At 64.4% G+C, this 23305-nt stretch carries 22 protein-coding genes; 14 read left to right on the plus strand and 8 right to left on the minus strand.

Annotation, left to right across the window (positions count from 1 at the left end; all coding sequences use genetic code 11):
- Positions 1-148 precede the first annotated feature (148 nt).
- Positions 149-610 carry an Lrp/AsnC family transcriptional regulator gene (locus H8A95_RS25010; RefSeq protein WP_016841346.1) on the minus strand — a complete coding sequence of 154 codons (462 nt, stop codon included), beginning with the start codon at positions 608-610 and terminating at the stop codon, positions 149-151.
- Positions 611-741: 131 nt separating this feature from the next.
- Between H8A95_RS25010 and H8A95_RS25015 the strand changes: the two genes are divergently transcribed.
- Both H8A95_RS25015 and H8A95_RS25020 read left to right on the plus strand, forming a co-directional pair.
- Positions 742-3108: a transketolase gene (locus H8A95_RS25015; protein WP_229185527.1), complete on the plus strand. Its 2367-nt coding sequence runs from the start codon at positions 742-744 to the stop codon at positions 3106-3108.
- A 181-nt stretch (positions 3109-3289) separates the two neighbouring features.
- Complete coding sequence (locus tag H8A95_RS25020; protein ID WP_229185528.1) at positions 3290-4723, plus strand: aldehyde dehydrogenase family protein; 1434 nt, start codon at positions 3290-3292, stop codon at positions 4721-4723.
- Between the two features lie 234 nt (positions 4724-4957).
- On the opposite strand, the gene H8A95_RS25025 is transcribed toward H8A95_RS25020, so the two are convergent.
- The gene (locus H8A95_RS25025; protein ID WP_229185530.1) at positions 4958-5920 is read right to left on the minus strand and encodes an SMP-30/gluconolactonase/LRE family protein; all 963 of its coding nucleotides are present in this window, start codon (positions 5918-5920) and stop codon (positions 4958-4960) included.
- A gap of 113 nt (positions 5921-6033) precedes the next feature.
- Here H8A95_RS25025 and H8A95_RS25030 point away from each other — a divergent pair, with 113 nt between their 5' ends.
- Positions 6034-6855 (plus strand): NAD-dependent epimerase/dehydratase family protein, encoded by an 822-nt coding sequence (locus H8A95_RS25030; RefSeq protein WP_229185531.1) that lies wholly within the window; start codon positions 6034-6036, stop codon positions 6853-6855.
- On the opposite strand, the gene H8A95_RS25035 is transcribed toward H8A95_RS25030, so the two are convergent.
- Together H8A95_RS25035 and H8A95_RS25040 are read right to left on the minus strand one after the other, a co-directional pair.
- The gene (locus H8A95_RS25035) at positions 6856-7428 is read right to left on the minus strand and encodes an invasion associated locus B family protein (protein WP_229185533.1); all 573 of its coding nucleotides are present in this window, start codon (positions 7426-7428) and stop codon (positions 6856-6858) included.
- A gap of 34 nt (positions 7429-7462) precedes the next feature.
- Entirely contained in the window at positions 7463-8155 is a 693-nt protein-coding gene (locus H8A95_RS25040) for a GntR family transcriptional regulator (protein WP_229185534.1), read from the minus strand.
- 172 nt (positions 8156-8327) lie between these two features.
- Between H8A95_RS25040 and H8A95_RS25045 the strand changes: the two genes are divergently transcribed.
- The 4 genes from H8A95_RS25045 to H8A95_RS25060 all read left to right on the plus strand — a co-directional run bounded on the left by H8A95_RS25045 (position 8328) and on the right by H8A95_RS25060 (position 13134).
- Complete coding sequence (locus H8A95_RS25045; RefSeq protein ID WP_229185536.1) at positions 8328-10031, plus strand: IlvD/Edd family dehydratase; 1704 nt, start codon at positions 8328-8330, stop codon at positions 10029-10031.
- Between the two features lie 153 nt (positions 10032-10184).
- On the plus strand, positions 10185-11186 hold the full coding sequence (locus H8A95_RS25050) for a TRAP transporter substrate-binding protein (protein WP_420839453.1): 1002 nt from the start codon (positions 10185-10187) through the stop codon (positions 11184-11186).
- A gap of 26 nt (positions 11187-11212) precedes the next feature.
- Complete coding sequence (locus H8A95_RS25055) at positions 11213-11797, plus strand: TRAP transporter small permease (protein ID WP_229185538.1); 585 nt, start codon at positions 11213-11215, stop codon at positions 11795-11797.
- Positions 11794-13134, plus strand: coding sequence for a TRAP transporter large permease (locus H8A95_RS25060; protein ID WP_229185540.1), 1341 nt, complete (start codon positions 11794-11796; stop codon positions 13132-13134). Before H8A95_RS25055 ends, H8A95_RS25060 begins: the two co-directional genes overlap by 4 nt.
- Here the strand turns inward: H8A95_RS25060 and H8A95_RS25065 are convergent.
- Together H8A95_RS25065 and H8A95_RS25070 are read right to left on the minus strand one after the other, a co-directional pair.
- Positions 13131-13703 carry a histidine phosphatase family protein gene (locus H8A95_RS25065; RefSeq protein WP_229185541.1) on the minus strand — a complete coding sequence of 191 codons (573 nt, stop codon included), beginning with the start codon at positions 13701-13703 and terminating at the stop codon, positions 13131-13133. The two genes, H8A95_RS25060 and H8A95_RS25065, sit on opposite strands and share 4 nt — an antisense overlap.
- A 6-nt stretch (positions 13704-13709) precedes the next feature.
- Positions 13710-14501 carry an enoyl-CoA hydratase/isomerase family protein gene (locus H8A95_RS25070; protein ID WP_229185543.1) on the minus strand — a complete coding sequence of 264 codons (792 nt, stop codon included), beginning with the start codon at positions 14499-14501 and terminating at the stop codon, positions 13710-13712.
- Positions 14502-14762: 261 nt separating this feature from the next.
- Here H8A95_RS25070 and H8A95_RS25075 point away from each other — a divergent pair, with 261 nt between their 5' ends.
- Positions 14763-15986: an NAD(P)/FAD-dependent oxidoreductase gene (locus H8A95_RS25075; RefSeq protein WP_229185544.1), complete on the plus strand. Its 1224-nt coding sequence runs from the start codon at positions 14763-14765 to the stop codon at positions 15984-15986.
- Positions 15987-16104: 118 nt separating this feature from the next.
- Here the strand turns inward: H8A95_RS25075 and rbsK are convergent, their stop codons facing one another.
- On the minus strand, positions 16105-17040 hold the full coding sequence (rbsK, locus tag H8A95_RS25080) for a ribokinase (RefSeq protein ID WP_229185546.1): 936 nt from the start codon (positions 17038-17040) through the stop codon (positions 16105-16107).
- 15 nt (positions 17041-17055) lie between these two features.
- Positions 17056-17949, minus strand: coding sequence for a sugar kinase (locus tag H8A95_RS25085; RefSeq protein WP_229185547.1), 894 nt, complete (start codon positions 17947-17949; stop codon positions 17056-17058).
- Positions 17950-18173: 224 nt separating this feature from the next.
- Between H8A95_RS25085 and H8A95_RS25090 the strand changes: the two genes are divergently transcribed.
- The 6 genes from H8A95_RS25090 to H8A95_RS25115 all read left to right on the plus strand — a co-directional run bounded on the left by H8A95_RS25090 (position 18174) and on the right by H8A95_RS25115 (position 23303).
- The gene (locus H8A95_RS25090; protein WP_229185549.1) at positions 18174-19022 is read left to right on the plus strand and encodes a VOC family protein; all 849 of its coding nucleotides are present in this window, start codon (positions 18174-18176) and stop codon (positions 19020-19022) included.
- Between the two features lie 329 nt (positions 19023-19351).
- Positions 19352-20008, plus strand: coding sequence for a TetR/AcrR family transcriptional regulator (locus tag H8A95_RS25095; RefSeq protein ID WP_229185551.1), 657 nt, complete (start codon positions 19352-19354; stop codon positions 20006-20008).
- A 54-nt stretch (positions 20009-20062) separates the two neighbouring features.
- A complete protein-coding gene (locus H8A95_RS25100) occupies positions 20063-20329 on the plus strand; it encodes a hypothetical protein (RefSeq protein ID WP_229185552.1) in 267 nt (88 codons plus the stop codon).
- Positions 20330-20359: 30 nt separating this feature from the next.
- On the plus strand, positions 20360-21169 hold the full coding sequence (locus tag H8A95_RS25105; protein ID WP_229185554.1) for an ABC transporter permease: 810 nt from the start codon (positions 20360-20362) through the stop codon (positions 21167-21169).
- Between the two features lie 138 nt (positions 21170-21307).
- Positions 21308-22303 carry an ABC transporter substrate-binding protein gene (locus H8A95_RS25110; protein WP_229185555.1) on the plus strand — a complete coding sequence of 332 codons (996 nt, stop codon included), beginning with the start codon at positions 21308-21310 and terminating at the stop codon, positions 22301-22303.
- A gap of 151 nt (positions 22304-22454) precedes the next feature.
- On the plus strand, positions 22455-23303 hold the full coding sequence (locus H8A95_RS25115; RefSeq protein WP_229185557.1) for an ABC transporter ATP-binding protein: 849 nt from the start codon (positions 22455-22457) through the stop codon (positions 23301-23303).
- Positions 23304-23305 lie beyond the last annotated feature (2 nt).

A 23305-nucleotide genomic window follows, 5' to 3' on the forward strand; every position in this document is an offset into this window, starting at 1 on the left:
AGCAGGGACCCATAACCACAAATCGTCATTGTCGTGCGATGGCGGAACGATAAGTCCCGTTCACAACACCGGCTGCGGAGTATGGGTCCCTGCTTTCGCAGGGACGACAGTTGGGGCTTGGCACGAGCACGTCCCAACCCAACACCCCTCACACCGGCAGCGCCGTCGAATACTTCACCTGGCTCAGCGCAAAGCTCGACTCGATCGAGGCGATGCCGTCGAGCCGGGTCAGCTTGTTCTTCAGGAACGCTTCATAGGAGGAGAGGTCGGCGGCGACGACGCGCAGCAAATAGTCGCGGTTGCCGGTCATCAGATAGCACTCGAGTACCTCGTCCCATTTCGAGATCGCACGTGCGAAGCGGTTGAGGTCTTCCTCCTTCTGCCGCGCCAGCTTGATCGAGATGAAGACGGAGACGTGCAGCCCGATCGATTTCTGGTCGACGGTTGCGATGTAGCGGGAGATCACGCCGCGCTCCTCGAGCAGCTTGACCCGGCGGTGGCAGGGCGACACCGACAGACCGACCTTGTCGGCGAGCTCCTGCATCGTCATGCGGCTGTCGGTCTGGAGCAGACTCAGGATCTTGCGGTCGATGGCATCGAGGGCGGGCATTGGGATGAACTCGTCAGTTGCGGCCGGATCGTGGGAATTTATCCCAATTTTTCCTGTGCTGTCGCGTGGAATTGAGATTTTCGGCGGCGCGGCCGGCAGTAACATCGGGGATATCGCCTGGGAGCATTGCCATGGGAATCGCGCCTGAACGCCTCGACATGCTCACAGCCTTGGCCCGCAAGGTGCTGTGGCTGTCGTCGTGGACCATCCATCACGCCAACCATGTCAGGCCCTCCAGCGACGGGTTGAAGGTCGGCGGCCACCAGGCATCGTCGGCCTCGCTCGCCAACATCATGTCGGCGCTGTATTTCTCGGTGCTGCGCCCGCAGGATCGCGTCGCGGTGAAGCCGCATGCGAGCCCGGTGTTCCACGCGATCCAGTATCTGTTCGGCCATCAGACCCGCGACAAGCTGGAGAATTTCCGCGGCTACAAGGGCGCGCAGTCCTATCCCTCCCGCACCAAGGATGTCGACGACGTCGACTTCTCCACCGGCTCGGTCGGCCTCGGCGTGGCGCAGACGTTGTTCGCCTCGCTGGTGCAGGACTACGTCAAGGCGCATGGCTGGCTGAACGACCGGCCCGAGGGCCGCATGATCGCGCTGGTCGGCGACGCCGAGATGGACGAGGGCAACATCTTCGAGGCGCTGCTGGAGGGGTGGAAGCACGGCCTGCGCAACACCTGGTGGGTGGTCGACTACAACAGGCAGTCGCTCGACGCGGTCGTGCGCGAGGGACTGTGGGCCAAGTTCGAGACCATGTTCCGCAATTTCGGCTGGGACGTGGTGATCGTGAAGTACGGCAAGCTGATGCTCGAGGCATTTGCCGAGCCCGGCGGCGAGGCGTTGAAGCGCTGGATCGACAATTGCCCGAACCAGATGTACGCGGCGCTCTGCTTTCAGGGCGGTGCTGCATTCCGCAAGCATCTGCGCGACGACATCGGAGACCAGGGTGACGTGTCGGCCCTGATCGACCGCCGTAGCGACGACGAGTTGCTGGCGCTGATGTCGAATCTCGGCGGCCACGACATGGCGAGCATGATCGAGGCCTTCGAGGCTGTTGATCACGACCGTCCGGTCTGCTTCATCGCCTACACCATCAAGGGCGTCGGCCTGCCGATGCAGGGCCACAAGGACAACCACGCCGGCCTGATGACCGTCGCGCAGATGGAGAAGTGGCGCGCGAGCCAGAACATCCGCACCGGCCACGAGTGGGACAAGTTCGAAGGCCTGTCGCAGGCGCCCGCGAAGCTCGAGGCATTCCTGGCGGAGGCGCCGTTCAATCGCGAGGGCCGTCGCCGGCTGTCGGCGCCTGAAATCGATGTGCCGGAGCGGCTGGCGTTCAAGGCCTCCGCGCAGATGTCGACGCAGCAGGGCTTTGGCCTCGTGCTGCACGAACTGGCGCGTGGCGACAGCGAGCTCGCGTCGCGCATCGTCACCGTTTCGCCCGACGTCACCGTGTCGACCAATCTCGGCGCCTGGGTCAACCGCCGCGGCCTGTTCGCCAAGGCGGAGAACCACGATTTGTTCCGACAGGAGAAGATCCCGTCGGCCTACACCTGGGAATATTCGCCGAAGGGGCAACACCTCGAGCTCGGCATCGCCGAGATGAATCTGTTCATCATGCTCTCGGCGCTCGGCCTGTCGCAGCAGATCAACGGCGCGAGGCTGCTGCCGGTCGGCACGCTGTACGATCCCTTCATCGAGCGCGGCCTCGATGCGCTGAACTATGCCTGCTACCAGGATGCCCGCTTCATGGTGGCGGCGACGCCGTCGGGCATCTCGCTCGCGCCGGAAGGCGGCGCGCATCAGTCGATCAAGACGCCGCTGATCGGGATCGGACAGGATGGGCTCGCCTCGTTCGATCCGGCCTTTGTCGATGAACTTGCCGTGATCATGGGCTGGGGCTTTGGCCACATGCAGCGGGAGGGCGCCGAGGGTGGTTCGGTTTACTTGCGACTCTCGACACGAACGCTGGAGCAGCCGCAACGGATCATGACGCCGGACCTGCAGCGCGACATCACCGAGGGCGCCTACTGGATGCGCAGGCCGGGCCCGAACTGCGACGTCGTCATTGCCTATACCGGCACGGTCGCGCCGGAGGCGATCGAGGCGGTCGGCCTGATCGGCGAAAGCCACCGCGATGTCGGTCTCTTGGCGGTAACCTCTGCCGACCGGCTCTATGCCGGTTGGTCCGCCGCGCGGAATTTGCGTCGCGATCGTCGCGGCGCGCAGCATTTGAGTCATATCGAGCGCATGCTGGCGCCGCTCGGCCGCGACTGCGGCATTGTGACCGTGATCGACGGCCATCCGGCCTCGCTCGGCTGGCTCGGCAGCGTGCGCGGCCACCGCCTCGAGGCGCTCGGTGTCGAACATTTCGGCCAGACCGGGACGATCGGCGACCTCTACCGCCACTACGGTATCGACGCCAATGCCATCATCGATGCGGCGGAGAGCGTGTCGGTCGGCGCCCCGGTGCGGCATCGCAAGATGGCGGTGTAAAGCGATCGATGAGGGGCGGTGGCATGTCTTGCCACCGGTGCGGCAGCGACATTATATGCCGTGGGCGTGCACGAGCCGCGCCCCGCATATGGCGGGTTCAATTCGCCCTGCTTTCGTGCAAGGATGCCTGCCGAACGCTTTCCGTTCCCCTTATCCATACGCCCCCTACAAGAGGTTTCCGATGGTCAATCGCATGCAATTCTACATCGACGGCGCCTGGGTCGATCCCGTCGTCAAAGGCAAGTCCACCCCCGTCGTCAATCCGGCGACCGAAGAAGCGATGTATGAGATTGCGCTCGGCTCCAAGGCCGATGTCGACAAGGCAGTCGCCGCCGCCAAGCGCGCGTTCGAGACCTATTCCAAGACCAGCCGCGAGGAGCGCATCGCGCTGCTCACCAAGGTCGTCGAGGTCTACAAGGGCCGCATGAAGGAAATCGGCGCCGCCGTCTCCGACGAGATGGGCGCTCCGCTGCCGATGGCCGAGAAGCTGCAGGCCGGCGCCGGCCTCGGCCATCTCATGAACACCCTCGAAGTGCTCAAGAAGTACGAGTTCGAGGAAACCATGGGCACCGCCGTGATCGTGCGCGAGCCGGTCGGCGTCGTCGGCATGATCACCCCCTGGAACTGGCCGCTCAACCAGATCGCCTGCAAGGTCGCGCCCGCGCTCGCCGCCGGTTGCACCATGATCCTGAAGCCGTCGGAGTTCACCCCGACCTCGGCGCTGATCTTCGCGGAAATCCTCCATGAAGCCGGCGTGCCGAAGGGCGTGTTCAACCTGCTCAACGGCCTCGGCCCGGAGGTGGGTGCCGCGATGAGCGAGCATCCGGACATCGACATGATCTCGTTCACCGGCTCGACCCGCGCCGGCGTCGACGTCGCCAAGCGTGCGGCGCCGACCGTCAAGCGCGTCAGCCAGGAGCTCGGCGGCAAGTCGCCGAACGTGATCCTCGAAGGCGCCGACCTCGCCAAGGCGGTGACCGGCGGCGTGATGCACATGTTCAACAACTCGGGCCAGTCCTGCAACGCGCCGTCGCGCATGATCGTGCCGCTCTCCAAGATGAAGGAAGTGGCCGCGATCGCGAAGGGCGTCGCCGACAAGACCAAGGCCGGCGATCCGCGTGCCGACGGCACCACGATCGGCCCGGTGGTCAACCGCGGTCAGTGGGACAAGATCCAGACGCTGATCCAGAAGGGCATCGACGAGGGCGCAACGCTGGTCGCCGGTGGTCCGGGCCTGCCCGAGGGCGTCAACAAGGGCTTCTATGTCCGTCCGACCATCTTCGCCGACGTCACCAACGACATGACGATCGCCCGCGAGGAAATCTTCGGACCGGTGCTGACCATCCTCGGCGCCAAGGACGAGGCTGAGGCGGTGAAGATCGCCAACGATACGCCCTATGGTCTCGCCGGTTACGTCTCCGCCGACACCGTGGAAACCGCGCGCCGCGTCGGCCGCCAGATCCGCGCCGGCAACGTCAATCTGCAGGGCGTGCCGAATGAGCGCAGTGCGCCGTTCGGTGGCTACAAGCAGTCCGGCAACGGCCGCGAGTGGGGCCGCTTCGGTCTGGAAGAATATCTCGAAGCCAAGGCTGTCGCCGGCTACAACGCCGCGTAAGCGCAAGCTACGAGAGACAACATTCTGGCGCCGGGGCGGATCACCGCTCCGGCGTCAGACGTTTTGGCATGCAAAGTTTGTAAGATGCGGGTCTTTTAAAGATTGAGGCCTCGTCATTGCGAGCGAAGCGAAGCAATCCATCTCTCCTCATGCGCGGAAAGATGGATTGCTTCGTCGCTTCAGTGCAAAATTGCTCTGCAATTTTGTCACGAGCTCCTCGCAATGACGGTCGGATCAACCGCCGAGCGCGCCTTGGGTGTTGACGTAGAGCGCATAGATCGACTGGCTTGCCGCCATGAACAGGCGGTTGCGCTTGACGCCGCCGAAGCACAAGTTCGCGCAGCGTTCCGGCAGCGCGATGCGGCCGATCATGACGCCGTCCGGCGCAAACACGACGACGCCGTCGAGCTCGGGATCGCCCATGCCCCAGCCGCACCACAGATTGCCGTCGATGTCGCAGCGCATGCCGTCAGGCGTGCCGCGGCCGGCATCGATGAACACGCGCTTGTTGGAGATCGTCTTGCCGTCGGCAGTGACGTCGTAGGCGAGGATCTTGCGGTTCGGCTCGCCGCGGGATTCCACGACGTAGAGGATTGTCTCGTCCGGCGAGAAGCACAGCCCGTTCGGGCCGAGCACGCCCTCGGCGACGATGGTGGCCCTGCCGGTTTCGGGATCGAACCGGTAGACGTTGGGCTCGATCTCCGGATCGGCCTTGTAGCCCTCGTAATTGCCGAGCAGGCCGAAGATCGGATCGGTGAACCAGATCGCGCCGTCGGATTTCACCACGACGTCGTTCGGCGAGTTCAGCCGCTTGCCGCCGAACGAGTCGATCAGCACCGTGATCGATCCGTCATACTCGGTGCGCACCACACGGCGGCCGCCATGCTCGCAGCTGATCAGCCGGCCCTGGCGATCGCGGGTGTTGCCGTTGGCGAAGTTCGACGGTTTGCGGAAGATGCTGACCGCACCGGTCTCTTCCTCCCATTTCAGGATGCGCTGGTTCGGGATGTCGCTGCACAACAGATAGCGGCCGTCGCCGAACCATACGGGACCTTCGGCCCAGCGCAGGCCGGTGGCGATGCGCTCGACGGCGCTGAGCTTCAGCCAGTATTTCTCGAAGCGCGGATCGAGCGCGTGGATCGCGGGATCGGGATAGCAGGTCGTGGGACGCCAGCCGGCGGAATGAACATCGGACATTTGCTGTTCTCGTTGTTGTGTTTCGATGGTGTTTCCTTGAGCGCCTGGTTTGCTATCATTGTCGGCCTGCGACCGCAATTCGATCGCAGCAATCAGGAAAGACGAGGGACGGCATGCCACGCATATTGATGACCGGCGCATCGGGTGGAATCGGAACGAGCCTGCGCAAGCTGCTGCCGCCGATCTATCCGGACCTGTTGCTGAGCGACATCAAGCAGCCCTCCGATCTCGAGAGCAACGAGAAGTTCAAGGCGGCCGATCTCGCCGATCTCGCAGAGGTCGAGGCGATCTGCGAGGGCGTCGACGGCATCCTACATTTCGGCGGCTATTCGGTCGAAGGTTCGTGGGATGCGATCCTGCAGGCCAACATCATCGGCTGCTACAATCTGTTTGAGGCGGCACGCAAGAAAGGCGTCAAGCGCGTGATCTTCGCCTCATCCAATCACGCGGTCGGCTTCTATCCGCGGCATCATCGGATCGGCACCGACGTCACCGCGCGGCCGGACAGCCGTTACGGCGTGAGCAAGGTGTTCGGCGAGGGCGTCGGCGCGCTCTATGCCGACAAGCACGGCATCAAGGTCACCTGCATCCGGATCGGCAATTTCGGCGAGGCGCCGCTCGATCACCGCAGGCTTTCGATCTGGCTCAAGCCGGAAGACCTGGTGCAGCTCTGCCGCATCGGCCTCGAACATCCCGATATCCATTTCGAGGTGCTGTACGGCGCGTCCTACAATGAGCGTTCGTGGTGGGACAATCACCGCGCCTATGATCTCGGCTATCGCCCGACCGGCCGCGGCGAGGACTTCCGCGCGCACGCGATGGCCGAGCAGGCCAAGCTGCCGCCCGATCCCGTCGGCGATTACTACCAGGGCGGCACGTTCTGCAGCATGGAGTTCGACGGTGACCGCACGAGGGTGATCGACTGGAAGAAATGATCAGTCGTCGCACTGCGGCAGCTGCTTCACCGCTTCGGTGTGCTCCCGCTGCGGCTCGTTCGCGTTTTTCTCGGATGTCGCCTTGGGGGCGCTTCCGGGCCCGTCATAGCTCTGGGAAAAGTGGCTGAGCGGGAAGGTGAGGCTGATCTTCTGTCCGGTCAGGTTCTTGGCTTCCACCACGATCGTTTGCGCGTGCTTCAGCCGTTCGATCAACTCGCCATTGGCCTCCAGCGTGCCGCCGCAGCCGAGCGTGTAGCAATGCGTCCTGGCGATCTGCATCGGCTCGTCCTGGTCGATCCGGAGGCTGATGGTTCCTTCCAGCATGGTTCGCGTGCCGACATTCGCGGTGAGCAGCGCGCGCGTGCTGCTCTGCGGCGAGATGCTGATGGTGCCGCCCGAGGGCGCGCACTGGCCGCGTGCGGCAGCAGCGACGAAGCAACTCGCCTGGGTCAGGCAGGTCTTGGTCCAGGGCTCATAGGTGAGCTCGGTCGCGCGCGGATCGGCCGCCTCGGCAATGCCCCCAAGCGCGAGCTGGGCAGCGAACGATCCAATCAACAAAGCCACATGGCGCATCGCGGTCTCCTTCACGAGGAGGCCGCGTATCGCGCTATTGCGGCTTTTTGTCGTTGGAGATGCGGACGAGGTAGTCCGCCTTGCTGTACTGCATGTGATCGACGCAGAGCTGCGCCAGCGCCCAGCTGTCGCGGCCCTTCAAGAGCTCGATCATCAATTCGTGCTGGCGACGCGACAGCGCGAGGCCCTCGCTGTCGGCGAGATTTTTGGCGCGCATCGGCAGCGTCAGGTTCATGTAGTCCTGCAGCGAGCGGACCAGATAGGGATTGCCGCAGGCCGAGAACAGCGCGAGGTGGAACGCATCGTTGGTTTCGTGGATGCCGCGCATGTCCTGCGCGTCGGCCTTGATGCAGTAATGCCGTTGCAGCTCGCTTAATTGCTCGACCAGGCTGTCAGGCGCGGGCAGGGCGATCATCAGCGCCGCCTGGCGCGTCAGCATCTCGCGCACCTCGTAGATCTGCCGCACCTCCTCGGCCGAATAGAACCGCACCGTGGCGCCGACATTCTTCTCGCGCAGCACGATGCCCTGGCGCTCGAGCTGGAACAGCGCCTGGCGCACGAAATGCCGGCTCGCGCCGTAGCGCTGCATCAAGGTATCCTCGACCAGCCGCAGGCCAGGTTCGAAGCGGCCGAAGATGATGTCCTCCTCCAGCCGGCGGATCACCTCCGCCTGCTCCTCCTCGCGCGAGGGGGCCTGGAGTTCGGGCAATGTGGGCTGGGCTTTCATGCGCTCGCGGCTTCGGATCGATGCCGGAGGTCAGCATGGCACGACGGCTATTGTCAATAATGGAGGCGATTTGCCGCAGACCAGCTCCGCTCCATCGTCGGATTATCTCATATTGACAATAATTCCCGCCGCTCCTTAAGTGCGGCCGAACCACCAACGGGACGAGAAGAAAATGGCCGACGGACTTCGCAAGGGACTGACCAGCTATGGTGACGCCGGCTTCTCGCTGTTCCTGCGCAAGGCCTTCATCAAGGCGATGGGCTATTCGGACGATGCGCTCAATCGCCCGATCGTCGGCATCACCAACACCTACAGCGATTACAATCCCTGCCACGGCAACGTGCCCCAGATCATCGAGGCGGTGAAGCGCGGCGTGATGCTGTCGGGCGCGATGCCGTTCGTGTTCCCGACCATCTCGATCGCCGAGAGCTTTGCGCATCCGACCTCGATGTATCTGCGCAATCTGATGGCGATGGACACCGAGGAGATGATCCGCGCCCAGCCGATGGATGCGGTGATCGTGATCGGCGGCTGCGACAAGACCCTGCCGGCGCAGCTGATGGCCGCCATCAGCGCCGATCTGCCGACGGTGGTGATTCCGGTCGGGCCGATGGTGGTTGGCCATCACAAGGGCGAGGTGCTCGGCGCCTGCACCGATTGCCGCCGGCTGTGGGGCAAGTATCGCGCCGGCGAGATCGACGGCGCCGGGATCGAGGCGGTGAACGGCCGCCTCGCGCCGTCGGTCGGCACCTGCATGGTGATGGGCACGGCCTCGACCATGGCCTGCATCACCGAAGCGCTCGGCCTGTCGCTGCCGATGAGCGCGACGATCCCGGCGCCGCATGCCGAACGCTTCCGCTCCGCGGAGGCCAGCGGCCGCGTCGCCACCGAGATGGCGAAGACCAAGGGACCGAAGCCGAGCGAGATCCTGACGCCGTCGTCGTTCCGCAACGCGCAGGTCGTCTTGCAGGCGATCGGCGGCTCGACCAACGGGCTGATCCATCTCACCGCCATCGCCAACCGCTCGCCGTACAAGATCGACCTCGAGGCGTTCGACAAGCTCGGCCGCGAGGTTCCGGTGCTGGTCGACCTCAAGCCGTCGGGCGAGCACTATATGGAGCACTTCCATCATGCCGGCGGCGTGCCGAAGCTGATGGCGCAACTCGGCGACCTGATCGACCTCGATGCCAGGACCATCACGGGCCAGACCTTGCGCGAAGTCGTCGCCAACGCAGAGGACGTGCCGGGACAGGATGCGATCCGCTCCAAGGCCAACCCGATCAAGTCCGAAGGTGCGATGGCGATCCTGCACGGCAATCTCGCGCCGCGCGGCGCCGTGATCAAGCAGTCGGCGGCGAGCCCGAAGCTATTGCAGCACACCGGCCGCGCCGTGGTGTTCGAGTCGGTCGAGGACATGACACTGCGGGTCGACGATCCCGCGCTCGATGTGACCGCCGACGACGTGCTGGTGCTGCGCAATGCCGGCCCGAAGGGCGCGCCGGGCATGCCCGAGGCGGGTTACCTGCCGATCCCGAAGAAGCTCGCGCGCACCGGCGTGAAGGACATGGTCCGGATCTCCGATGCGCGGATGAGCGGCACCGCGTTCGGCACCATCGTACTGCACATCACGCCGGAGTCCGCCGTCGGCGGTCCGCTCGGCCTGGTGCGGAACGGCGACATGATCCGGCTCGATGTTGCCAAGCGCAGCATCGATCTGCTGGTCGACGAGGCTGAATTGCAGAAGCGACGCGCGGCGCTGGCCCCCGCCGGCACGCCCGATTGGGCCAAGCGCGGCTATGCGCATCTCTTCAACGAGACGATCCTGCAGGCCGACGAGGGCTGCGATTTTGACTTCATGCGCGCCAAGGGGAAGTAGCGCGCAAGGTTCGGCGCACTTGCCGAATTGTCGATAATTTCGGCGATGCAACGCTCTTTGGCGCCTACGACGAGCTGATCACCTCTGTTTTATTGACAATCCCGCGAGACTGGTGGGATGATCGCGTCAATCAAAAACAGGGGGAACGTCGCGATGGGCTATTCAGCCAAGATCGTCGGGATCGCCATGGCCGCTGCAGCATTGATGCTGCCCGCGGGCGCCGGCGCGCAGGAGGTCAAGCACTTCCGCTTCGCCTACGATCAGCCGCGCAACACCGGCTATTCGGTCGCCGGCGATCTGTTCGCCGACAAGCTCAAGGAATTGAGCAAGGGCACGTTGATCGTCGACCAATATCCCGGCGCGCAGCTCGGTCAGGAGCCGCAGCTGCTGCAACTCGTCAAGTCGGGCGATATCGAGTTCGCGATCATCTCCTCCGCCAACACCGCGACGATCTCGCCGCAGGCCGGCGTGATGTCGCTGCACTTCCTGTTCCGCAACGACGCCCATGTGATCAAGGCGCTGGCCGACCCGCAGGTGTTCGACGCCATCAGGACGATGATCGACGAGACCGCGCAGGGCCTGCACGTGATCGGCACCGGCTCGCAGGGCGTGCGCCACATCTACAGCAAGAAGGAAATCCACAACGTCGGCGACCTCAAGGGCGTCAAGGTCCGGGTGCAGGCGACCGCGACCGAGGACACCATGTTCCCGGCCTACGGCGCGCAGACCGTGCACATGCCGTTCGGCAGTGTCTACACCTCGCTGCAAACCGGCGTGGTCGACGCCGCCGAGAACAGCATCAATGTCTATCTCGTCAACAAGCACTATGAGGTGGCGCCGGTGCTCTCGATCACCGAGCACGAGGCCAACAATGCGCTGCTGTTCGTCTCCGACAAGCTCTGGCAGAGCCTCTCCGCCGAGCAGAAGCAGTGGGTGCAGGCTGCCGCCAACGAGGTCAGCGCCAAGGAGCCGCAGAAGGCTTTCGAGCTGGAACGGAACGCGCTGACCAAGCTGAAATCGTTCGGCGTCAAGGTGGTCGAGGACGTCGACAAGAAAAGTTTCACCGCTGTCGCCGATCCCTATCTCGACAAGCTCGCCAAGGAGCTCGGCCCGCATGCGGAGAAGATCAAGAACCTGATCCGCGCCATCAATTAGAACCCGGGTCGACGGGAGCGCGCGCCATGGCCGTGGCCGACAGACTGGTGCTGCAACGGCAGCGGCATCTGAAATGGCGGGCGCTCGACCGGCTCGAGCTGATCCTGATGATGCTGTGCGGCCTGCTGTGCTTCGGCTTCTCGCTCTCGGTGACCGCCGACATCGTCACCCGCACCATCGGCCATCCCTGGCTGTGGCTGCAGGAGGTGACCTCGACGCTGTTCATCTATGCGATCTTCATTGGTGCCGCGGTTGCGACGCGACGTAACGATCACCTCTATCTCACCGCGCTCTCGGAGGCGATGCACGGCAGGGCGCGGACATTCGTCGAGATCGTCATTCGCATCGTCGTGCTGGGCGTCGCTTTCTGCCTGGTCTGGTACGGCTATCAAAACTATCTGCGCGGCTTCGGCAGCTTCCGACTGCCGTCCGGCACGCCGATCGCCTCGCTCTATGCGGTGATCCCGCTGTCGGGCATCCTGATCGGCCTGTTCACGATCGAGCAGCTCGTCAACGGCATCCGCAACGGCTTCGATCATCCGGAGCCGCCGGACGATGACCTTGCGATATCAGCGATCAACACCAGCGCGACGACGGGAGTGCGGCCGTGAGCGCTCCGGTCGTGCTTGTGCTGATGTCGTTCTGCTTCCTGTTCTTCGGCTATCTCGGCGTGCCCGTGCCGTTCTCGCTGATGGCCGGCGTGTTCGTCGGCGCGATGCTGTCCGACGTGTCGCTGGCGGCGATCATCCAGAAGATCTTCGATGGCGTCGATTCCGAGGCGCTGCTCGCGATCCCGTTCTTCCTCTTGGTCGGCGAGCTGATGAGCTCGGCGAATGTCGTGGTCCGCATCGCCAATCTGTCGGTGTCGCTGGTCGGGCATATCAGGGGCGGGCTGTCGCAGGTCGTGGTCGTGTTCAGCATGTTCTTCTCGGAGATGTCGGGCTCGACCACCGCCGATGTCGCCGTCATGAGCCGGGCGCTCGGTGGTCCGATGCGGCGGGAGGGCTACGAGCCGGCGTTTATTGCCGCGATCATCGCCTCGGCGTCGACGATCGCGGCACTGGTGCCGCCGAGCATCACCGCGGTGGTCTATGGTGCGGTCGGCAACGTCTCGATCGCCGGCCTGTTCATGGCCGGCGTGGTCCCCGGGCTGATGATCGGCTTCGGGCTGATGATCTATTGCTATTTCTTCGGGCCCTCAGGCCTGCGCAAGCCGCGTGCGCCGCTGCGCCAGGTCGCCTTCGCCGCCGGCGATGCCGCGCTGCCGTTGATGATCCCGGTGATCCTGCTCGGCGGCATCCTGACCGGCTGGTTCACGCCGACCGAGGCCGGCGTGGTCGCGGTCGTCTACATCATCGTCGTCGTGATCCCGGCGCTGAACCGCGGGCACCTGAAGAAGATTCCGTACGACTTCTGCCTCGCCGGTCTCATTTTTTCGCTGCCGCTGATCACGATCGGCGCGGCGAACGCATTCGGCTGGATGCTGGCCTATCTGCGCGGCGCGATCTACATCGCCGACTGGATCACCTCGATCGCCGGCAACGATCCGCACCTCATCATGCTCCTGATGGTGCTGTTGTTCACCGTGGTCGGCGACTTCATCGAGCCGGTGCCGACCATCATCATCTTCATGCCGCTGGTGAACGCGCTGACCCAGGCCGGCGATATCAACGGCGTGCATATGGGCGTGGTGCTGATCGCAACCCTCGCCTTCGGCCTGATCACGCCGCCCTATGGGCTCGTGCTGCTGATGGCCTCGAAATTCGTCGGCGTGAGCTTTGCGAAGGCGCTGCGGGCGGCGTTGCCGATCTATGTCGTGTTCCTGGTCACGATCTGCTTCACGATCTATTTTCCGAAGGTCGTGCTGTGGCTGCCCAAGCAGGTGATCCCGGAATCGGTCGGCTGCTTCAAGGCGCCCGGCGGCAAGGGCTACATCTGTCCGAATTAATCGATCGCCTCCACCGTCCAGCTACTTCCTGCGGGCGCGAAACGGAACGGCGTGCCGTAACGGTTCTCGAAGAAGCCGCCGCACAGCGCCTGTGCGATCGCCTGCATGACGGCGTCGTGGCAGACGAACAGGAGGTCGGTGCCGGGATGGCTTTCCTGCCACCTCGTAACGCAGCGTAGCGCGCGCCTAGAGACTGCGGCCCACGGTTCGCCGTCCGCGGCAAGGATCGAGACCAGCTGTTCCAGCGCGGTGATGCCGTGCTTGCGCATGGTGTCACGGATCGACTGTCCCTCCAGGCTGCCGAAGTCGCATTCGATGATGCCGGCATCGATTGCAACGGGCAGCGACAGCGCCGCGCCCACGATGTCGGCGGTTTGCACGGCGCGCCGGAGCGGGCTCGCGACGATCGCACCGAGCGCGACGTTACCGAGCCGCAGCGCGGCGGCGCGGGCCTGCGCGACCCCGTCATCGTTCAGGAGATTGTCGGTGCGGCCCTGAAAGCGGTTTTGCCGGTTCCAATCGGTGGCGCCGTGGCGGAGACACAGAAAGGAGCGGGACGGCAAGGCCAATTGGGCTCACTTCGACTTGCTGGTGAACTTCTTCACCGCGACGCGGAAATCGTCGGTATGCATGGTCGCAATGATCTTGTGCTCCTCGGCATCGAGCTGCTGCTTGGTCGGCGTGGTGGCAGCCTGATAGACCAGTGATTTGGTTGCCGCGATCGCGGCGGGCGGATTCTTTGCCAGGCGTTCGGCGAGTTGCCGGGTAGCCGCCTTCAGCTCGGTCGCGGGCACGGTCTTGACCACCAGCCCCCATTCATAGGCCTGCTGCGCGGTGAAGCCATCCTCGGCAAGGAAGATCTGCAGCGCGCGGCGGATGCCGACGGTGCCGACAATGCCGACCGTGCTGCCGCCATCCGGCGACACGCCGATCTTGGCATAGGCGGGCGTGAAGCGCGCATCCTCCGCGGCGATGCACAGGTCGGTCACGAAGGCGAGGCCCATGCCGGCGCCGGCCGCCGACCCATGTACGCTGGACAGCACGATCTTCGGCATCCGCCGAACCGTCTCGATGAAGGCATGGTAGTGATGAAGCATCTCGCCGACCACGGGGGCGATGTTGTTGGCCTCAGTCGCAGCGCCGATGGTTTGCAGATCGCCGCCGGCGCAGAAGGCGCGGCCTTCGCCCTCGATGACCAGCACGCGGACATCCTTGTTGGCTTCGACCTCGGCGCCGAGTTGTTCGAGCTTCTTGGCGATCGTCAGGTCGATCGCGTTGAACGCGGCCGGCCGGTTCAGCGTGATGGTCGCGATGGCGCCGTCGATGCGGAGCAAAGCGGGGTCGTTCGGGGAGGCGGGATCGGACATTTTTAGGGACCTTGGGCTTGTTATTTCCGGACATTTAAGGCCTTGGCGGCAGCCGTGGCAATGCGGCCCGGCGTCCGGAGGCGGCTTTCGGATGCCCAGATTTGCCAGCGACCCCCTTGCATCGGCGCGAGCCATGAGGCCAAATGGCGGTCAGCCTTCGGTACGCAGACACGAGCGCTGTGGGGACGGGGCAAGCAAGCTAACATCGACAAGAGGAAACGGCATGGGTCACTCCTGCTCGCGCGTATTTGGGTTGTTCCGATGACGGGCTCGGTCATCATCGTCGGCGCCGGACATGCCGGCTTCCAGGTCGCGGCGTCGCTGCGTCAAGCGGGCTTTTCGGAGCGCATCGCCCTGATCAATGACGAGGGCCATCTGCCGTACCAGCGGCCGCCGCTGTCGAAGGCCTATCTGAAGGGGACCGGCGGGCCCGAGACCCTGATGTTCCGGCCCGAGAAATTCTACCACGATAACAAGATCGAGCTGATCACCGATCGCGCCCATGCGATCGACCGCAACGCGCGGAAAGTGGCGCTCGCCTCCGGTACGTCGCTCGACTACGGCCATCTGGTGTTCGCGACCGGCGCGCGGAACCGGCTGCTCGATATTCCCAACGCCAAGCTCGACGCGGTTCGCTACCTCCGTATCCTGGATGAGAGCCAGGCGCTGCGCGACTTGATCGCGCCCGGCATGCGCGTCGTGGTGATCGGCGCGGGCTTCATCGGGCTTGAATTCGCGGCGACCGCGCGGGGCAAGGGCCTCGAGGTCGATGTGGTCGAACTGGCCTCGCGGGTGATGGCGCGGGCGGTGACCGCGGAGATCTCCGAGTTCTCGCAGTCCCGCCACGCTGCTGCCGGCATCCGGATTCATCTCGGCGTCCAGGTCACCGCGATCGAGGCCGACGGTGCCAAGGTCACCGGCGTCAGCCTGAGTAACGGCACGCATATTCCGGCCGATCTCGTCGTGGTCGGCGTCGGCGTGCTGCCGAATGTCGAGCTTGCCGCGGAGGCCGGCTTGCCGGTCGCATCCGGCATCATCGTCGACGAGCATCTTCTGACTGCCGATCCGAACGTGTCCGCGATCGGCGATTGCGCGCTCTACACCAGCAAGCGCTTCGGCGGATCGCTGCGGCTGGAATCGGTGCAGAACGCGACCGATCATGCGCGCTGCGTGGCGTCGCGGCTGACCGGCAAGACTGAGGTCTATGACGGCCTGCCGTGGTTCTGGAGCGACCAGGGCCCCGACAAGCTGCAGATGGCGGGTCTCACCACCGGCTACGACCGCGTCGTGGTGCGCGGCGACCGCGGGCAGGGGGCGTTCTCAGCGTTCTGTTATCGCGGCGACAGACTGCTCGGCATCGAGTCGGTCAATCGCGCCGGCGATCACATGTTCGGCCGCAGGCTGCTCGGCGCCGGCGGCTCGATCACGCCGGAGCAGGCGGCGGATGCGAGCTTTGATTTGAAGAGTGCGCTGGCGCAAACGTAAGCACGCGTCGTCCCGGCCGAGTGCGCGATTGCGCACGGAGCCGGGACCCATAACTCCGCGGCGGGTGTGGTGAACGGCACTGGTCGTTCCAGCGTCGCACAGCGTTTGACATTTGTGGTTATGGGTCCCGGCTTTCGCCGGGACGACGCGCGGAGAGAGCATCCTCTACCTCATCCGCCGTCGGCATCGACGGCGCGGCCCCCATCCGTTGCACGCAGATCGAGGCAGCGGCGTTGGCGTAGGCCAGCGCGTCGCGAAGCGGCTTGCCGGTGGCGAGCTGTGAGGCGAGGGCGCCGACGAAACAATCGCCGGCGCCTGTGGTGTCGACGGCCTTGACCTCATGTCCCGGCACCAGCAGCGGTTGGTCCCCGACCAGCGCCAGCACACCGCGCTTGCCGAGCGTGACGCAGACGATCTTGCCTTGCCCCAACGCCCGCGCCGCCTCGGCGAAGCGATAGGGCGCGTCGTTGTCGCGCAGCTCAGTCCCCGCGAGGACGCCGAGCTCGGTTTCGTTGAGGATCAGGACATCGACGAGGTCGAGCAATCCCTTGTCGGCCGCCTTCGCCGGCGCCGGATTGAGGATCGTTGTGGCGCCGGCGGCGCGGGCACGACGGAAGAACGCGGTGATCGTGGGCAGCGGAATCTCGAACTGGCTGACCGCGACGTCACCCTTCGCAAGTGCGGGTGCCGCGACATCGTCAGCGTCGACCAGCCCGTTGGCGCCCGGCACCACGACGATGGTGTTGTCGGCATTGGCGACCGTGATGATCGCGGTGCCCGAATGCGTGCCGTCGGTGTCCTTGACGAAGGCGAGATCGACGCCTTGCGCGGCAAGGAACGCCCGAAGCTCCCTGCCGAATGCGTCGGTGCCGAGCCGGCCGATGAGCGTGGTCGGTATGCCGAGCTTGGCCGATGCCACCGCCTGATTGGCGCCTTTGCCGCCGGGGAAATACAGCATGGCCTCGCCGGCGACGGTCTCGCCGATTCGCGGATGGCGCTCGGCGGTCGCCACCACGTCCATGTTGATGCTGCCCGCGACGAAGACGCGCCCCATGCCCATTTACCCCTGTCAGACCGCGGCGCCGAACTCCTGCTTGACCGCCGCAATGTCGGCCAGCGTCGGCAGGCCGGCTTCGTTGCCGAGCTTCTGGATCTTGAAGGTCGACGCCGCGCGCGCGAACTCAAAATGCTCATGCCAGGCTTTGCCGGGATTGGCGAGATAGGAATAGACATAGGCGCCGTGGAAGACGTCGCCGGCGCCGTTGGTGTCGATCACGCGCTTGCGCGGGATCGGAAACGCCGGCAGCGTCTGCACCGTACCGGCTTCGTCATACCAGAGCAGGCCGCGCTCGCCCATGGTGACGCCGCCGATCTTGCAGCCGCGGCTCTTGAGATAGTCGAGCATCTGCTCCGGCGTCTTGTCCATCTGTTCGCACAGCCGTTCGGCGACGATCGCGACGTCAATGAATGCGAGTAATTCATGGGTGTTGGTGCGCAGGCCGCCGCCGTCGAGCGAGGTCATGACGCCGTCCTCGCGGCAGAGCTTGGCATAATGGATCGCGGCGTCGGGCTGGTGGCCGTCGATGTGCAGCGCACGGCAGCCCTTGATGTTCAGCAGCGGAAAGGGATGGATGTGCTGATCGTCGCGGCAGCGGACGATGGCGCGCTTGCCGTCATTGGGCATGATGAAGGACAGCGAGGAGGAGTTGACCTTGCGCGGATGGAACGAGATGCCGTACCGGTCGGCCATGTCCCAGAACATCCGTCCCAGCCAGTCATTGGCCATGGTGGCGATCAGGTCCGGCTCGACGCCGAGCTTGGCGCAGCAGAACGCCGCGGTCACCGCGTTGCCGCCGAACGAGACTGCATAGGCGTCGGCGACGTGCTTCTCGTCGCCGACAGGCATGTGATCCGTGATGAAGGTGACGTCGATATAGGTCTGTCCAATAAAGAGAGCCTGCATTCGCTTCCCGTCGTCGCTTGGTGTGGTCCCGGCCACGGACCAGACTAGCACCGCTGGTCGGTCGATATCGCTGAAATTATTCGCAACCCTGCTTGGTTTGCAGGTAGAGATGATGGATGCAGCCGGGCCGTTCTGGCATGCGGCATAACGGACGGCGGCAGTCCGCGGTTCCGGGGCGCGCAAGGGAGAAGCACAATGACGGCAGATTCGGGGAGGCCAAAACCATGATTACCGGTCTCGATCATGTCGTCGTCCTGACCGGCGACATCACCGCCGCCAGCGCCGCCTACGAGACGCTGTTCGCGCGGGCGCCGTCCTGGCGCTACAGTGGCGGTGGCGCGGATCGCACGCTGTTCACGCTTGACAATACCACGCTGGAATTGGTGGCGCCGCACGGCGACGACGATGCAGCCCAGCACATTCGCAATGCGCTCGCCACCCAGGGTGAGGGTCTTGCAAGCCTTTGCTTCCGGACCAGCGACATCGCCAGGACGTATCGTCGGCTCGACCGGCTGACGCTGAAGCCGGAGTCTGTCGCCGAGGTCGAGAGCCGCGATGACGCCAGCGGCGCCACGCTGTCGTGGAAGCGGACGCGCGCGGCGACCGATGCGACGCGCGGTGTACGGATGTTCTTCCTGGAGCGAGCGCAGGAGCGGCCGCTGTCGGTGCGCACCACGCCGGCCTCGATCACCGCGATGGATCACGTGGTGGTTTCGACCGCCGATCCGGAACGCGCCGCCGCACTCTATGGCGCGCGGCTCGGGCTCGACATGGCGCTCGACCGGTCGCATCCGGACTGGGGCCGGCTGATGTTCTTCCGCTGCGGGGATCTCGTCGTCGAGGTCACGCACCGGCCGGGCAAATCGGAAACCGATGCGCCGGACCGGCTGCGCGGCATCTGCTGGCGCGTCGCCGACATCGACGCCACGCGTGCGCGGCTGGTTGCGGCTGGTGTCGACGTCTCGGAGGTTCGCACCGGCCGCAAGCCCGGTACGCGCGTGATGACGGTGCGCAACGGCACGTGCGGTGTGCCGACGCTTCTGGTGCAGCCCTCGCAGGGAAAGCCAGACTAGGCCGCATTTCGCGCGCGCGTCGTCCCGGCAACGTGCGCGGCGGATAAGCGGATAATAAGTCTCACCGTCATTCCGGGGCTCGCGAAGCGAGAACCCGGAATCCATTCGCCCGCGGAGCATGCGGCCTAATGGATTCCGGGCTCGCGCCAAGAGGCGCGCCCCGGAATGACGGAGAAGACGCGACTGCGAGAAATATTCCCGCATCGCCGTCACGACAACATTCGTTCTCAAACGCCGCGCGTCATGCTACATTCATCAATTCAGCATCACGGGCGATCGATTTGGCCAAGGCAAAGCGAATACAGAGATGGCAGCGCGACCCCCAGGGGATGCGGCTGCGGATTCTCGAGGCGGCCAAGCAGGAATTCGCCGCCCATGGCCTTGCCGGCGCGCGGGTCGACCGCATCGCGGCCAATGCCGACGCCAACAAGCGCATGCTGTACTACCACGTCGGCAACAAGGAGGATCTCTATCTCGAGGTGCTGGAAGGCGCCTACGAGAAGATCCGCGCCGAAGAGCGCACGCTCGATCTCGAGCATCTCGATCCGCCCGAGGCGATCGGGCGCCTGATCGACTTCACGTGGAACTATTTTCTGCGCAATCCCGAGTTCCTGGCATTGCTGAACACGGAAAACCTCGCCAAGGCAAAACACCTGAAGCGCTCGACCAAGGTCAAGTCGATGCACTCGCCCTTTGTCGAGATGATCCGTACCGTGGTGACCCGCGGGGTTGAAAGCGGCGATTTCCGCGTCGCGGTCGATCCGGTGCAGCTCTACATCTCGATCGCCGGGCTGGCGTTCTTCTATCTCTCCAACTGTGCCACGCTAAGTGTAATCTTCGGCCGCGACCTCTTGAAGAAGGACGCCCGCGACGAGCGCCTCGAGCACATGACCGCGCTGGTGCTGGCGGCGTTGACCGGCAAGTCCACGGCGGCATTCGGTGGGGCGATGCCGTTGATACGCGCTGCGGAACATCGGGTGGTGTGAGGCGGCATCCGGCCGAAGTCGTCATTGCGAGGAGCGATAGCGACGAAGCAATCCATGTATCAGCGTGTGCTGACAGATGGATTGCTTCGCGGAGCTTGTCATCCGGCGGCGCTTCGCGCCGACCGGGTGGCTCGCAATGACGGTGCTTTACAATCCGGAACTGCATCCTCGGACAATGCACTCCCGGATTTCGCTGCGCTTCATCCGGGCTACGTAGTCTCACCCCACAAAATTTCTCGCCTGACGAAAGTAGGGGATTTCGGCACGATTTTGCCGGCTGTCAGGGGCTGGACAGTATTTATCCAACGGGTTAATTTCTGAGCGAACTGAGAAACTGCAAGGGAGCGTGACGTGGCGGAGGCAAAGAGCACTTCGGGCCTGTCGAAGGTGCTGAATGCGGCGTGGGTCCGCCCGTTCCTGTTCCTGGTCGTCATCGTGGCGGCCTGGGACCTCGCGATCCGCCTGTTCCATATTCCGGCCTACCAGATCCCGTCGCCCGGCGACGTCGTCGCGGTGCTCTGGAGCGACTGGCCGGAGCTGCTACGGCAGTCCTGGCCGACCACCTACGCAACGATCTGCGGCTTCCTGCTCTCGGCGCTGTTCGGCATTCCCGTCGCGATGCTGATCGCCGGCTCGAAGACGGTCGAGAGCTACGTCTATCCGCTGCTGGTGTTCTCCCAATCGGTGCCGAAGATCGCGATCGCGCCGCTGTTCGTGGTGTGGTTCGGCTTCGGCATCATCCCCAAGGTGATTTCCGCGTTCCTGCTCGGCTTCTTCCCGGTCGTAGTCTCGGCAGTGCAGGGCTTCAAGTCCGTCGATCCTGACATGGTCGATCTGGCGCGCGCGATGCAGGGCAGTCGCTTCAAGGTGTTCTGCGCGGTCAACCTGCCGCACGCGATGCCTGCGATTTTCTCGGGCTTGAAAGTCTCGGTGACGCTCGCCGTGGTCGGCGCCGTCGTCGGCGAGTTCGTCGGCTCGAACTCCGGCATCGGCTACGTGATGCAGCGTTCGATCGGCACCTTCGACCTGCCGACGATGTTCGCAGCATTGGTGATCCTGGCGCTGCTCGGCGTCATCCTGTTCTGGATCGTCGACCGCATCGAGCGGCTGGTGATCCCCTGGCATGTCAGCCAGCGCGACGACATCAGTTTCGCTTCGTAGGATTTTGTGCACAGAAACAACAGCAAACGTCATTGCGAGGAGCGACAGCGACGAAGCAATCCATCTCTCCACTTGCCGCATGATGGATTGCTTCGCTTCGCTCGCAATGACGAAAAAGAACAACGGGAGGATTAACGGATGCGATTGATCATTGCTGTCATTGCCGCACTGGCCTGGACCGCGCTTGCGGTGGCTCCGGCCGCTGCGGCCGACAAGGTCGTGCTGATGCTGAACTGGTACGTCTATGGCGAGCACGCGCCGTTCTATTATGGCAAGGCCAAAGGCATCTATGCCGCAGAAGGCATCGACCTCGAGATACAGGAAGGCCGCGGCTCGGCTGCGACCACGCAGGCAGTGGCCGCCAAGACCGCGGATTTCGGCTATGTCGACGTGCCGACGATGATGCGTGCGGCGGTGAAGGGCGCGCCCGTGATCGCCACCGGGGTGCTGCTGCAGACCAGCCCGATGTCGGCGATGGGCTTCGTCGACAAGAACATCAGGAAGCCCGAGGATATCAAGGGCAAGACGGTTGCGATCACGCCAGCGGACTCGATGACCCAGATCTGGCCGCTGTTCCTGAAGAAGACAGGCCTGAAGGAAAGCGACTTCAACACCGTTGCCGGCGACGGCCAGACCAAGCTCAACGCCGTCATCAACGGCCAGGCCGATCTCTTGCTCGGCTATGTCATGGACCAGTCGATGAAGATCAAGGACGCCACCGGCAAGGACGTCTACCCGATCAAGTTCGCCGACTACGGCATCAACATGGTGTCATCAGGCATCATCGCGAACTCCGACTATGTGAAGGCCAATGCCGATCTGGTCCGCCGCTTCATGTCGGCGACGACGAAGGCGGTGGAGGCTGCCGAGAAGGACCCGAAGGCCGCCGCGCAGTCGATCCTCGACGCCAACCCGAAAGGCGGCAAGATCGAGACGTTGACGCAAGGCTTCGAGCTGACGATCCCGCTCTATCGCACGCCGGAGACCAAGGCCAAGCGGCCGTTCCAGGTCACCGACCAGAACATGAGCGAGTCGGTCAATCTGATGGTCGAATATGGCGGCCTCGACGCCAAGGCCAAGGCCAATCCGAAGGCGTTCTACACCAATGACTATCTGCCGAAGGGTGACTCGTGAGCAGTCAACCCCCGTTGTCGTCCCTGTGGAAGCAGGGACCCATAACCACCGATCTTGTTTGTTGCGAAAGGTCTCTCCCCGCGTGCCCGAACGAGAAGCCGCGGCGTATGGGTCCCTGCTTTCGCAGGGACGACGGGGGGAGAAAGCTGCGATGAACCCCGCGACCAAATCGGCCCACGCCGAGCAGCCCGCCGCGCATCTGCGCCTGGTCTCTGACCGCGCGGCAGGCGCGGCGCCGGGCATCAAACTGTCCGGCGTGTCGAAGACCTACCGGTCGCGCGACGGCGATGTGCCGTCGTTGCGGCCGCTCGACTTCACCATCAATGACGGCGAGTTCTTTGTCGTGGTCGGGCCCTCCGGCTGCGGCAAGTCCACGCTGCTCAAGATGATCTCGGGCCTGCTGCCGCCGACGTCAGGCGAGGTGCTGGTCGACGGCGAGCCGGTGACCAAGCCGCACGGCAATGTCGGCATCGTGTTCCAGAACGCGCTGCTGCTGCCGTGGCGCAACATCCTCTCCAACGTGATGCTGCCGATCGACATGAAGCGGCTGCCGCGGGACAAATATCTCGCCCGCGCCAAGGCGCTGCTGAAGCTGGTCGGGCTCGAGGGTTTCGAGAAGAAGCTGCCCTGGCAACTGTCCGGCGGCATGCAGCAGCGCGCCTCGATTTGCCGCGCGCTGGTGCATGATCCCAAGATCATGCTGATGGACGAGCCGTTCGGCGCGCTCGACGCCATGACGCGGGAACGGATGAACGTCGAGCTGATGCGGATCCAGCGCGAGACCGGCAAGACGGTGCTGCTGATCACGCACTCGATCCCCGAAGCCGTGTTTCTCGCCGACCGCGTGCTCGTGATGACCGAGCGCCCCGGCGCGATTGCGGCGATTTACGACGTGCCGATGCCGCGACCGCGTTCGCTCGACACGATGTCAGATCCTGTCTTCACCGAATTGGTGCAGCGGATCCGCAAGCACTTCTTCACGCAGGGATCGCTGGACTAACA

Origin of the sequence: Bradyrhizobium oropedii (assembly GCF_020889685.1) — a bacterium.
Lineage (GTDB): Bacteria > Pseudomonadota > Alphaproteobacteria > Rhizobiales > Xanthobacteraceae > Bradyrhizobium > Bradyrhizobium oropedii.